The following is a 12753-nucleotide window of genomic DNA, read 5'->3' on the forward strand; positions in this document are numbered from 1 at the left end:
ATGGCCAAAGTCGAGATAAAAAAAGCCGGTAAATACCGGCTTTAGATAACCCCAACGTACTGTATTATGTAAGATTAATGTCTACGCCTTCTTCCTGCCAAGAGCAGCACTCCAACAAACATTAACAAACCTGATGCTGGCGCAGAAACTGAAGTTATCGGTGAAGCTGTAGCTATTACAGGCGGAGGTATTTTAGTGTTGCTAGGTTTCTGTTGGGGGATATCAGATAGAACAACAATAGGTGTAACGGGTTCTCCGCCCTCACAACCAGATAAAGCGGGATCACAATCGTCAATTAACTGCTTATCATCAATATCAGGGACTTCTTGTACAGGCTGATTAGGTACTGCCAGTAGTGGAAGTATTGTTTGAAGTGGAGGCGTGTTATCAGTATATATAGGTGAAAGCTGACTAACTGCCTCATACTTCCACTGATTCCCGTTAGGACCTTGGACTATAGGTAAGGCAGGTTCAACAGCTTGTGCTTTAGGTTCTTGATCAGCTTTAAGTTCTACATTAACCGTAGTCACAGCGTTTGTTTCTGGCTGCTCATCAACAAGCCATTCAATCACTCGTTTAGCACCATCACGCCAGCTACTTTCTTTCACTGACTGATCGTTTTTTTCAGGGTCAGCCTGAACTGGCAATGCTACAATGACTGCCAATAACAAACCACTCACCCCAAAAAATAATGAACCTCTTGTTTTCACTGCCAATACTCCTGTGTAACCCGTCCCCCATGATTGGGACTTTTTGTGGCCTACGTTGCCCCGTCCTAACTAACAACTCTAAATACAGTAAGTGTTTGATCAACTAACACATGGATACTGTATTGGGTTAGATCACTAAGTCACCATGCTAAACGCTTAGTGTCTTCTTATGTTAGCAGGTGAGTCTATCCACACATTTACCACTCATTTGATTCACAAACAGATTATTATTTTTTAACTAACAGGCCTTATGCTTGTTATTTAAGTTCGAGTTAATCTCAAACATTCAGCCAATGCCGTATTTATTAGTTTGGTCATACATTCACGACTTAGTCGTATTGTCATCAATATCCGCCTAATTTTTAACCACCCACTTCACATTTAATTTATGTAATGACTAGTAATTAACAAGCAAAATACAAATCTGTTCGATATTTCACATTGATGTTAATTTATGTAAAAGAGCCTGACATAAGACGGAACATGTATCCCATACACGACTCGATGCCACTTATGTCCAAGTTAACTGACCAAACAACACAGATCACTTTTAACAGCAGGATGGATCAAATAGCTTACTTGCCCACTTTTCCTGAGGCAGAGGTATACTTTTAAGCCAAAATTGCGGAAAATTAGTAATCACGCACGTTCTCTAGAACATGATACTTACTAGGCTTTGCATAAAACGTCTCATAGTCCAAATCAGAAACTAGTGACTATTATGCTTGCAAGACGCTTTGATTCGCTTATTTTGAGGTATGCATGAAACTATCGGAGTTTGGAGAAAAGTTTACGAGTCAGACCGGTATACAATCCTTAATGGATGACCTGGGTAATGCCCTCGCCAGTGGTGAAGATTTCATCATGATGGGTGGTGGTAACCCAGCACATATCCCTGCCGTAGAAGATGCCTTCAAAGCCCGACTTAGTCGCATCCTTGACAACCATCATGAATTCGTCAGACTCATTGGTATTTATGATCCTCCCCAAGGTGAGGTTGAGTTTATCAACCACTTGGTTAAACTACTTCGAAACCAATTTGGCTGGTCACTTTCGACTAAAAATATTGCTTTAACCAATGGCAGCCAATCCGCTTTTTTCATGTTATTCAATATGTTTGCGGGACAATGCAGTGATGGAACACAACGTAAAATACAGTTACCACTGGCACCTGAGTACATAGGCTACGCAGATGCGGGACTCACTGAAAACTTTTTTTCAGCAAATCGACCCAACATCGAATATCTAGATAACCACCTGTTTAAATATCACGTTGATTTTGACCAGTTAAAGATTGATGAAACAACGGGTGCATTATGTGTTTCACGCCCCACAAACCCGACAGGCAATGTTTTAACTGATCATGAGATTGAAAAGTTAGATCGGCTGGCCAAGGCACACCACATTCCTTTACTACTCGATGGTGCTTATGGTACGCCCTTTCCCAACCTTATTTTCACTGACGCCACGCCTTATTGGAATGACAATATTATTCTCTGTTTAAGCTTATCAAAACTAGGTTTGCCTGCAGCTAGAACAGGTATTGTGATAGCCAACGAAGAGGTAATCACTGCATTATCACGCATTAATGCGATTATGAGTCTTGCCACAAACAGCACTGGCAGTTTAATGGCAATGGATATGGTTAAGGATGGCAGTATCCTAACCTTAAGTAATGATATTGTTCGTCCGTACTATCAACAAAAAGCCGAAAAAGCGACAAATGTTTTACAGAACGCATTGGGAGATCATGAGTATTATATTCATAAACCTGAGGGTGCAATGTTCTTATGGCTTTGGTTTAAAGACTTACCCATTAGCAGTTTAGAGCTTTATCAGCGGTTAAAGGCCCGAGGTGTTATTGTCGTATCTGGCCATTATTTCTTTCCTGGTATGGATGCCTCCTGGCGCCACCAACACGAGTGTATTCGAGTTTCTTATGCTCAAGATGATAGTAAAGTAGCCAAAGGCTTAAAGATTATCGCGGAAGAAGTTAAACGCGCCTATCAGGAAGGTTAAATAAGTAGGAAGGTACTCAGTAAAAAAAGTAGGCCTAATAAAGGCCTTCTTTTTTTAAGCGAACATACGAAATGTATTATGAGCGTGGACGAAGATGAGCTAACCAACGATGTTCCAACTGTTTAAACGCCCAAACAATCAGAAATGTCAGCATCATATAAAGTAAACCTGCAAATATAAATGCTTCAAAAGGGGTATAAAAACGTGAATAAACAACACGTGCAACCCCGGTAATATCCATGATTGTAACCACCCCCGCAATGGCAGAACCGTGAAGCATAAAAACCACTTCATTACAATAAGCAGGCAAAGCCCGTCTAAATGCACTGGGTAAAATAATGCGGTAAAAAGTTTGAAAATAACTCATACCATAGGCTTTAGCTGCTTCAATTTCACCTCTGGGTGTTTCCTTCATCGCTCCCCGAATAATTTCTGTCGTGTAAGCCGCTGTATTCAACGTAAAAGCAACTAACGCACAGTAATAAGCATCCTTAAAAAAAGCACCAATTGATGAAGCATTTAAGTCAATAAACTGCCCCATTCCATAATATATTAAAAAGAGCTGCACCAGTAATGGGGTTCCCCGGAAAAAATAGGTATAAAGCCAAACGGGCCAAGCTACCCAGCGATTTTTGGATAATCGTAAAACAGCCAAAGGTACAGCCATACATAATCCGATCACCAGAGAAATAAACACTAGCTGAACGGTCATCACCAGACCGTCAAAGTACATCGGGAGGTTATCAAGAATAACTTTGTAATCAACGTACTGGAGAATAACTTCTTTAAAATCCACGAGCTTAGGCCTCCCGACTGACACTGGCACTAAAGTGACGCTCAGCCCAATTCAATAATAAAATTGAAACAGTGGTATACAATAAGAAAATCAAGCAAACCGCAAAATAAAATGTAAACGGTTCTTGAGTTGAACCAGAGGCAAGCTGCGCTTTTCTGACCATATCTTCAAGTCCAATAATGGCCACGAGTGCTGTGGTCTTAAGTAAAACTAACCAATTATTACCAAACCCAGGTAAAGCATGCCGCATCATTTGTGGAAATAAAATCCGTCGAAAAATCAGCCATGGAGTCATGCCATAAGCCTTACCCGCTTCAAGCTGGCCTTGGTCAACGGCCATAATGGCCCCTCTAAATGTTTCAGCCATATACGCACCAAAAATAAAACCGATGGTGAGTACACCTGCTATAAACGGGTTAACATCAATATATTCCTCATAGCCTACCGACTCAGCAATAACGTTAACAAGCATTTGGCCGCCATAAAAAATTAATAGCATTAAAACCAAATCAGGAATACCACGAATGACTGTTGTATAAAGGGTACCAATGACACGTAAAGGTGTCGCTTTTGATAGTTTGGCCAGTGCTGTCAAAATTCCCAGAACAACCGAAATAAACAAGGACGACAATGCAACCTGCAATGTAACCCAAGCTCCACTCACTAAACTGGCTTCATAGCCATGCAAACCTAGCATGATTGTTACTTCTCACTATATTTACTATGGTAATTTGACGTATTTATCTGCAAAAAAAACAAATAAATACGTCAAAACATCAAATGTTATTGTCCGTAAATATCAAAATCGAAATAGCGTTTTTGAATTTTATCGTAGGTACCATCTGCACGGATTTGCTTAATCGCTTTATTAAACAGATCTTTTAGATCTTTATTTTGTTTGCGAATGGCAATACCAATACCTTCACCAAACCATTTTTGATCACTGATTGTAGGGCCAAAAAATTCGTAATTATCCCCACCTTCTTTTTTTAAAAAGCCATCAGATAGCGGAATAATATCGCCTAATAACAAGTCCAAACGTCCAGCTTTCATATCCAAATAAGCTTCATCTTGTGTACTGTAACGTTTAATTGTCACAGCTTCCCCATAAACATCCGTTAAATAACGGTCTGATGTAGTGGATCGTTGAACACCAACCACTTTCCCCTTTAAACCTTCAGGAGAAATAGCAATGTCAGCTCCTTTTTTTCGAACAAAGCGGACGGGGGTATGATAATACTTATCAGTAAAATCTACTTTTTGCTTACGCTCTTCAGTAATCGACATAGATGCAATAATGGCATCAAATTTACGTGAGAGGAGTGAGGGAATCATTCCATCCCAATCCTGGGGTACCATTTTACATTTCACCTTCATGGACTGGCATAATGCATTAGCAATATCAATATCAAATCCCTTTACCTCACCTGATTCTGTTGTATAACTAAAGGGAGGGTATGCGCCTTCAACGCCTATCCGTACTGTTTTCCATTCCTTTGCGGCAGCGGTAGCTGAAAGGGCAAACACGACAACCATCATCATTATTTTCTTCATAAGGTGACTCCTGCTTATTGTCTTTATTGTTTTTCCATGGTTAACAGCGTAGCCAAAATATACTGGCTACGTCGTTAATAGCTGGTTGACAGGAATTGCTGAAGACGTTCAGTTTGTGGATTAGTAAATAATTCCTGAGGAGGGCCTTGCTCTGCAATTAACCCTTGATGCAAAAACATCACATGATTAGAAACATCCCGAGCAAAAGCCATTTCATGTGTCACGATAATCATAGTACGCCCCTCTTCTGCCAGATCATGCATGACTTTTAATACTTCACCCACAAGTTCTGGATCTAATGCTGAGGTTGGCTCATCAAATAGCATCACTTCAGGATCAACAGCTAATGCCCTGGCAATAGCTGCGCGTTGTTGTTGACCGCCTGACAGCTGCCCCGGATAGTAATCTCGACGCTCATAAATACCTACTTTCTGCAATAAATGCTCGGCTGCTTCAATAGCCTGCTTTTTAGGTATTTTCAGCACATGTATTGGCGCCTCAGTGATGTTTTGCAAAATAGTCATATGAGACCACAGGTTAAAACTTTGAAAAACCATTGATAAACGCGCTCGAATGCGCTCAACCTGTTTAGCATCTGCTGGGATTGTATTTCCTGAACGATCCTGTTTCATTTCGATCAGTTCACCATGAACTTTAACCAAACCAGAGGTGGGAATTTCCAGCATATTAATACAACGGAGAAAGGTGCTTTTTCCTGAACCAGAGGAGCCTATCATGGAAATCACTTCACCTTTTTCAGCAGTGAGTGATACCCCTTTGAGTACTTCGTGGGCGCCAAAATATTTATGAATATCTTCAAGCTCTAAGGCAGGTACTTCTGTCATTATTTTTCTTGCCCCTGGAAGGGGTTACTCCTTTATAAATGATACACAAGGTACAACCACCTATTTCGAAAAGCACACTAGGCTGTACTACCCGACTACTTAGTACCTAACTTTTTAAGCATTATTTAAAGAAAAAACGACAAGAGACGTTTTTGAAACGCTTATATTAAAAAGTCATTACACACTAAGCATTAATACCTGATTGTACATAAAATTTATTATTTTTGTAGCGCATCACACTTTTCACAGGTTAAATATCATAAAACGATCACTTATAAGCTTGACATTTAATTTATAGTTAAAGAAAAACCCGCTCAAGTAAAAACCACAAGCATGATACGTATTAACCGTACTTTATATTCGGTTTGCACAAACATACCAGATAATCATCTAACCTAATGTCGCAAATAAGCCTATCTTTTACACATTCGCGACCATTCTCAGCAAAAATGACTTACTAGGCATCAAAAACTTGAACCAATTCTAATTTTAACGCTGAGGCTGCTCGTGGCTACCAAACAATGTTCCCGTTGGTGGTTGCTGACTGCGCTCTTGCTGTTTAACCCGCTCCTGTCTAGGGGTTATACCAAAATGATTACGGTAGGTCGTACTGAAGTGAGATGCTGTGGCAAAGCCACACATGGTTCCAACTTGCGCAATGGGTTTATCTGTTTGCTGTAATAGCTGCCTGGCTCGTTCCAGTCTCAGCTGTAAATAGTATTTTGAGGGTACACTCTGCAGATGTTTTCGAAAAAGTCGCTCTAAGTGACGTCGAGACAAGCCTACATGATAAGCAAGGTCATCCGTACTCAATGGCTCTTCAATATTGGCCTCCATCAGGGTTACGGCTTCTATAAGTTTTGAGTGACTGGTACCAATACGTACTTTGAGAGGAATACGCTGAGGATCTTCACCTGGTCGAATTCGCTCACATACAAACTGTTCGGAAATCGTCGAGGCTAAATCTAAGCTATGATGCTTACCTATCAAAAACAGCATCATATCCATAGCTGCAGTGCCTCCACTACAGGTATAGCGCTGGCCATCAATTTCAAACAAATTGCTGGTCACCCGTGTCTGGGGAAACTCTTCCCGTAAACTCACTAAGTCCCACCAATGGATTGTCGCTTTATAGCCATCTAATAACCCAGCACAAGCAAGCACATAACTACCTGTACCAATACCGCCAATAGCCATGTTGCCATGTTGATGTTTTCGCAACCAGGCAATCACACTTTCATTGCCCGTTCGTGCAACAGGACTTGCCCCACAAACAAAGATTGTATCTAACTCTGGAATGGCTTCCAAACTGCAATCTGCCAGGGTAGAAACACCACTACTACTCGCTACAGCCTCACCATCAGCGCTAATCACAGTACACTCATAGAGCTCTTGTTCTGTAACCCAATTTGCCATCCTAAGTGGCTCTATCGCTGACGAAAAAGCAATCAATGAAAAATTAGGTAATAGCAAAAAACCAAAATGTAACGGTTTCACTGATACCTTTTCTTGTGCGTTATGGTGTTGTACTTCAAACACAACCATAGGGCATCTTGTCTCTTTATTCTGTTATCAATAGACCTAACCAAGCATCTTATTCAAGAACCAATAGAATTATTCGCCACAACAGCAAAATGGTGGGTATTGAATATTAGCTTGGTACGGTAAGTAGGCAAAATTTCACACACCATAGCCCAAAAACGAAAAAATGTCATATGCACATAACAACTTGTCGCATCCTTTAAAAAAATTAGCTATGCCTTCACATGGACAATAGCTCATAATCCAGCCTAGCCAAGAAAAAAATACCCAGCTTGTGCATGTAGAAACGTTCTTTTCATCACATAGCACATGTGAAGCATAAATTAGTGTGATGAAAACGACTGTAGCCCAAATAAAGCAAAAATAATGGGTGTTAGATAATTATACTACACCACAACTGTAATATTTCGCCTATGTACTACCAGAACCAAATCTATGAGCAGTCAGAATCAAAATAAATACGACATTATACGTCAAATTCAGCAACGCCTTAGTGCTCAGCTGTCACCTGACCTAGTCAAACCTGTCAACGCACTGGCTTATCACTTCTATCGAGAAAGCATTAGTCGAGAACTGGTTCAAGCTCCAATTGATAAGCTTTGTGGGGCTATTATGAGCTTATGGGATTTTGCTCAACAGCGTACCAATAAGCCTATAATTCGAGCCTATAATCCGAGCTTTGAAGAGCATGGCTGGGAATCTCGGCATACCATTATTGAGATTATTGTTGCAGACCAACCCTTTTTAGTGTCATCTATTTCTATGGCATTAAATGCTGGCGAATTTTTCATTCACCGCATTACCCATCCAGTCATTCCTGTCATCCGCGATAGCCATGGTAATATCACCGATATTCCTGCCCCAGAAAACGTCCAGCCTGACACACCTTTTGAAGCCATAATGCGCTTTGAAGTTGCACGGGTGCTTGACCAAACCGTGCTTGATGATATGGAGCAACGCATTCAATGGGTACTTCAGGAAGTTAACCTGGCCGTTACTGACTGGCAACCCATGCTTAGTAACATGAAAACGGCTTGTAATGATTTAACCAAAGCCTCAATTCCTGGGTTCGATAGTAGTGAACAACAAGAAATCGTTGCTTTTTTAAAGTGGGTAATGGACAGCCACTTTACCTTTGTAGGCTTTCGTGCCTATACCCTTACCTCTAATCCTCAAAGCTCTACAGGAACAATGGTTCTGCAGGCAGATAAAAGTCTCGGCACATTCCGTAATATTGATAATCAAACCACGCGAGAACTCACTCTATCACCTTATTTACTGCAGCGGATGCTATCCCCGTTCCCGCTGATTCTAACCAAGTCCACAACCATGTCGTCAGTTCACCGTCCTGCTCACCTTGATTACATTGGTATCAAGCGGTTCAACAAGCAGGGACAAGTAGTTGGTGAGTGGCGCTTTTTTGGCTTGTATTCCTCTTCTGCTTACGCAGCACCCTATCAAGATATCCCTTTATTACGCCGCAAGGCTCAGCGTCTTATTGATACCATACATATTCCAGCCAATAGTCACAAAGGCAAAATTCTACGGAATATTTTGAACCATTATCCTCGTGATGAAATGCTTCAAGCTGACTATGAGCAACTGAATGATACTGTACAAGGTATTTTAGAAACCCAGGAAAGACGAGAGTTACGCCTATTTATTCGACCTGACATCTACGGACGCTTTATTTCTGCCCTCGTTTTTGTACCACGTGACCGTTATAACACCGAAGTACGTATGCGGATGCAAGAAATTCTACTGCAAAGCTTTAACGGTCAAAGCGTCGAATTTAATGTTCAGTTTTCCGAACAAGTCTCTGCTCGTGTGCACTTTACTATTCACTGTGAAAATGCTCACGAGCAAGAATACAACATTGATGAAATCGAAATGCAGATGACTAAAGCCATGTTGTCCTGGGCAGACAATCTGCATCTTTCACTACAAAGTCGTGTTGGAGAAGCGGAAGCTAATCGCTTATTCCGTCGCTATGGCAACGCATTTCCAGCAGGTTATCAGGCTGATTTCACGGTAGCCAGAGCTGCTGCAGATATACAACATTTGGAGAATGTACTTTCTGGCCAAACAATCAGCACTTACCTTTATCGCCCCTATACTAGCGCTGGCAACCTACATTTTAAAGTGATCGGCCGTGGTGACTTTATGGCATTATCTGATGTGCTGCCTATTTTGGAGCACATGGGGGTTAAAGTACTGAGTGCTCACCCTTATGCCATCAAATGTACAGACTGGGCAACCTGCTGGATCCTCGACTTTAATATTGCCACAATTAGCGCAATCGACTTAGACAACAATAGCGCCAAGCAAGAGTTCCAAACCACCTTCATTGAAGCCTACCAGGAACGAATTGAAAATGACGGCTTCAATAAACTGGTTGTTGCGGCTGCGCTAACGTGCCGACAAGTGGTGATACTTCGAGCTATCTGTAAATACTTGCTCCAGCTTAAAGTGCCATTCAGCCAGACTTACATGGAAACAACGCTGGCCAATAACCCGATTATTACCCGACAACTTGTGGAGTTATTCAGCCAACGTTTCGACCCTAATCAACCCATAAATGAAGAGCGCTGCCAAGAGTTACAACAGAATATTCAGGCTGCTCTGGATGCGGTTGCGAACCTGGATGAAGACCGCATTTTAAGACACTATCTTGAGGTTATCCTGGCCATGCTACGCACTAACTTCTATGTGCAAGACCAGGATCAAAATCTTAAAGCTTATGTATCCTTCAAACTCGCTCCTGAAAAAATTCCTACTGCCCCTCAGCCTCGTCCTGCCTATGAAATTTTTGTGTATGCCCCCTGGGTAGAAGGTGTACATATGCGTGGTAGTAAAGTAGCACGCGGAGGGTTGAGATGGTCTGACCGGCGAGAAGATTTTCGTACCGAAATTCTGGGTCTGGTCAAAGCCCAAATGGTCAAAAATTCCGTTATTGTACCTTCTGGTGCAAAAGGTGGATTTGTTGCGAAGCGCTTACCTGCTACTGCGGAACGAGAGCAAATTCAAGCAGAAGTGGAATATTGTTACCGCACGTTTATCAGTGGCTTGTTAGATATTACTGATAACCTTGTAGACCAGCAGCTCGTTCCTCCAACTCAAGTACTTCGCTATGATGATGATGACCCTTACCTGGTTGTCGCGGCTGATAAAGGTACAGCAACCTTCTCTGACTTAGCCAATGAAGTTGCAATGGGCTATGGCTTTTGGCTAGGAGATGCATTTGCCTCTGGTGGTAGTAACGGCTACGACCACAAGAAAATGGGCATTACCGCTCGAGGTGCGTGGGAATCAGTCAAGCGCTTATTTAAAGAGCTTAGTATTGATACACAACAACAAGACTTTACCTGTGTCGGTATCGGTGACATGTCAGGCGATGTTTTTGGTAATGGCATGCTGCTCTCTAAACACATTCGTCTAGTTGCAGCCTTTAACCATCAACATATCTTTATCGATCCTACACCCGATGCTCCAAGCAGCTTTGTTGAACGCCAGAGGCTATTCAACCTTCCCCGTTCAAACTGGCTCGATTATGACACGCAATTATTATCCAAAGGTGGTGGAATTTATCCTCGATCAGCGAAAGTGATAGAACTTTCAGCAGAAGCCAAGCAAGCACTTGGTATTGATAAGCAAAAACTCACGCCAAACGAGCTGGTCAAACATATTCTGCAAGCACCTGTGGACCTCCTCTGGAATGGTGGCATTGGCACTTATGTTAAAGCCAGTACCGAGACTCATGGTGATGTTGGTGATAAAGCCAATGACAGTGTGCGCATCAATGCCAACCAGCTAAAATGCAAAGTCATTGGTGAAGGTGGAAACCTGGGCTTTACCCAATTGAGCAGAATTGAGTTTGCTCGCCGAGGTGGATTAGTCACTACTGATGCCTGTGATAACTCAGCCGGAGTGGACTGCTCAGACCATGAAGTCAACATTAAGATCGTTGTCGATCAAGTTGTCAATCAAGGTGACTTAACCCAGAAACAACGTAACAAGCTGCTGGCGGATATGACAAACCATGTTGCATCGCTGGTGCTAAAACATAATGTCCAACAAAGCCAGATTCTTAGTTTGGTTAATGCTAAAGGCGTGCAATTACTCAATGACCAAACGCGTCTACTAAGGCTGTTGGAAAAAGAAAAACGTCTAAAACGTAAACTGGAATATCTACCCAACGAAGATCAACTGCAGGAACGAGCTCAAACCCAGGAAGGTTTAACCCGGCCAGAGCTCTCTGTATTGTTAGCTTACAGTAAGATTCATTTATCCGATGCGTTAAAAGAGGAACGGATAGGCGATGATCCTTACTTTGCACAACAAATACAGAGTTATTTTCCTTCACCTTTAATAGAACGCTGCTTATCTGCTGTTAAGCATCACCCCCTGCATAATGAAATCATTGCTACCCACGTTACCAATATTGTGGGTAACCGTATGGGGCCCAGCTTTATCATGCGTGTTCAAGAGCAAGCTAATTGCTCTGCACTGGCGATTGTTCGAGCCTTTATTGCGGCAACTCAGCTCTTTAATATTGATCAAATCTGGCAAGCTGTTGATCAACTTACGACTGAGGTTAGCTACCCCACTCAGTGCAATCTGTACACTGTATTGCAAGAAATGACAGAAAAAGTGACATTGTGGTTGCTACGGCACGGGGGTCACCCTTTAGATGTCGAAGCCACTGTCCAAAAATATTTGCCTGGCCTCGCCTATATCCGTCAGCAATTACATTCTCTATTGCACGGTGAACTGGCCACTACATATCAACAACGTGTTGGTCATTATTTAGAGCAACATGTACCAGAGTCTATTGCTGCAGCATGTGCCAGCCTGTCATTTGAGTACAATAGCCTTGATATTGTCCACTTAGCATTACAAGAGCAACAGGATGTCAATCATGCAGCACAACTCTTCTTTGCACTTGAAGAAAGGCTGACCCTACAATGGCTACGCACCAGCATCAGCGCTTTACCCCAGCGCAATGTCTGGCAGCGAAAAGCACGTAACACACTAGCTGATGAGTTGGATACAGCGCTAAGTCAAGTTACCTGCCATGTTCAGCAACAAATTGCTCATGAGCACGACCAAATTTTGCCCTGTCTTGATAACTGGCTATCACAAAAAACAAACACATTACAACATAGTCAGTCTATTTGGGCAGATATTCAATCCAGTGCTGAGCCAGACTTGGCGATGTTGTCTGTAGCTGTCCGAGAGCTGCACAACCTTACTTAACAGCACTTTTTCACAACAACAACGATGTAAT

General features: G+C 42.0%; 8 protein-coding genes. 2 read left to right on the forward strand and 6 right to left on the reverse strand.

Annotated elements, in window-relative coordinates; all coding sequences use genetic code 11:
- Positions 1 to 74 precede the first annotated feature (74 nt).
- Positions 75 to 710 carry a hypothetical protein gene (locus KCG35_RS13960; protein WP_215820397.1) on the reverse strand — a complete coding sequence of 212 codons (636 nt, stop codon included), beginning with the start codon at positions 708 to 710 and terminating at the stop codon, positions 75 to 77.
- A gap of 762 nt (positions 711 to 1472) precedes the next feature.
- Here KCG35_RS13960 and KCG35_RS13965 point away from each other — a divergent pair.
- Positions 1473 to 2729 (forward strand): valine--pyruvate transaminase, encoded by a 1257-nt coding sequence (locus KCG35_RS13965; protein ID WP_215820398.1) that lies wholly within the window; start codon positions 1473 to 1475, stop codon positions 2727 to 2729.
- A 76-nt stretch (positions 2730 to 2805) separates the two neighbouring features.
- Here KCG35_RS13965 and KCG35_RS13970 read toward each other — a convergent pair whose 3' ends face one another.
- The 5 genes from KCG35_RS13970 to KCG35_RS13990 form a co-directional block, all read right to left on the reverse strand.
- The gene (locus tag KCG35_RS13970) at positions 2806 to 3462 is read right to left on the reverse strand and encodes an ABC transporter permease (RefSeq protein WP_215820441.1); all 657 of its coding nucleotides are present in this window, start codon (positions 3460 to 3462) and stop codon (positions 2806 to 2808) included.
- 67 nt (positions 3463 to 3529) lie between these two features.
- On the reverse strand, positions 3530 to 4222 hold the full coding sequence (locus KCG35_RS13975; RefSeq protein ID WP_215820399.1) for an ABC transporter permease: 693 nt from the start codon (positions 4220 to 4222) through the stop codon (positions 3530 to 3532).
- 86 nt (positions 4223 to 4308) lie between these two features.
- Positions 4309 to 5079 (reverse strand): L-arginine-binding protein AotJ, encoded by a 771-nt coding sequence (aotJ, locus tag KCG35_RS13980; protein ID WP_215820400.1) that lies wholly within the window; start codon positions 5077 to 5079, stop codon positions 4309 to 4311.
- 74 nt (positions 5080 to 5153) lie between these two features.
- The gene (locus KCG35_RS13985) at positions 5154 to 5924 is read right to left on the reverse strand and encodes an ABC transporter ATP-binding protein (RefSeq protein WP_215820401.1); all 771 of its coding nucleotides are present in this window, start codon (positions 5922 to 5924) and stop codon (positions 5154 to 5156) included.
- Between the two features lie 489 nt (positions 5925 to 6413).
- Entirely contained in the window at positions 6414 to 7469 is a 1056-nt protein-coding gene (locus tag KCG35_RS13990; RefSeq protein ID WP_215820402.1) for a GlxA family transcriptional regulator, read from the reverse strand.
- A 432-nt stretch (positions 7470 to 7901) separates the two neighbouring features.
- Here KCG35_RS13990 and KCG35_RS13995 point away from each other — a divergent pair, with 432 nt between their 5' ends.
- Positions 7902 to 12722, forward strand: coding sequence for an NAD-glutamate dehydrogenase (locus tag KCG35_RS13995; RefSeq protein ID WP_215820403.1), 4821 nt, complete (start codon positions 7902 to 7904; stop codon positions 12720 to 12722).
- Positions 12723 to 12753: the final 31 nt, after the last annotated feature.

It is taken from the genome of Zooshikella harenae (assembly GCF_018837975.1).
GTDB lineage: Bacteria > Pseudomonadota > Gammaproteobacteria > Pseudomonadales > Zooshikellaceae > Zooshikella > Zooshikella harenae.

Coding starts and splice junctions, on each gene's coding strand:
- aotJ (WP_215820400.1), bottom strand. CDS start 5,079: ATGAAGAAAATAATGATGATGGTTGTCGTGTTTGCCCTTTCAGCTACC.
- KCG35_RS13995 (WP_215820403.1), top strand. CDS start 7,902: ATGAGCAGTCAGAATCAAAATAAATACGACATTATACGTCAAATTCAG.
- KCG35_RS13985 (WP_215820401.1), bottom strand. CDS start 5,924: ATGACAGAAGTACCTGCCTTAGAGCTTGAAGATATTCATAAATATTTT.
- KCG35_RS13965 (WP_215820398.1), top strand. CDS start 1,473: ATGAAACTATCGGAGTTTGGAGAAAAGTTTACGAGTCAGACCGGTATA.
- KCG35_RS13975 (WP_215820399.1), bottom strand. CDS start 4,222: ATGCTAGGTTTGCATGGCTATGAAGCCAGTTTAGTGAGTGGAGCTTGG.
- KCG35_RS13990 (WP_215820402.1), bottom strand. CDS start 7,469: ATGGTTGTGTTTGAAGTACAACACCATAACGCACAAGAAAAGGTATCA.
- KCG35_RS13970 (WP_215820441.1), bottom strand. CDS start 3,462: ATGTACTTTGACGGTCTGGTGATGACCGTTCAGCTAGTGTTTATTTCT.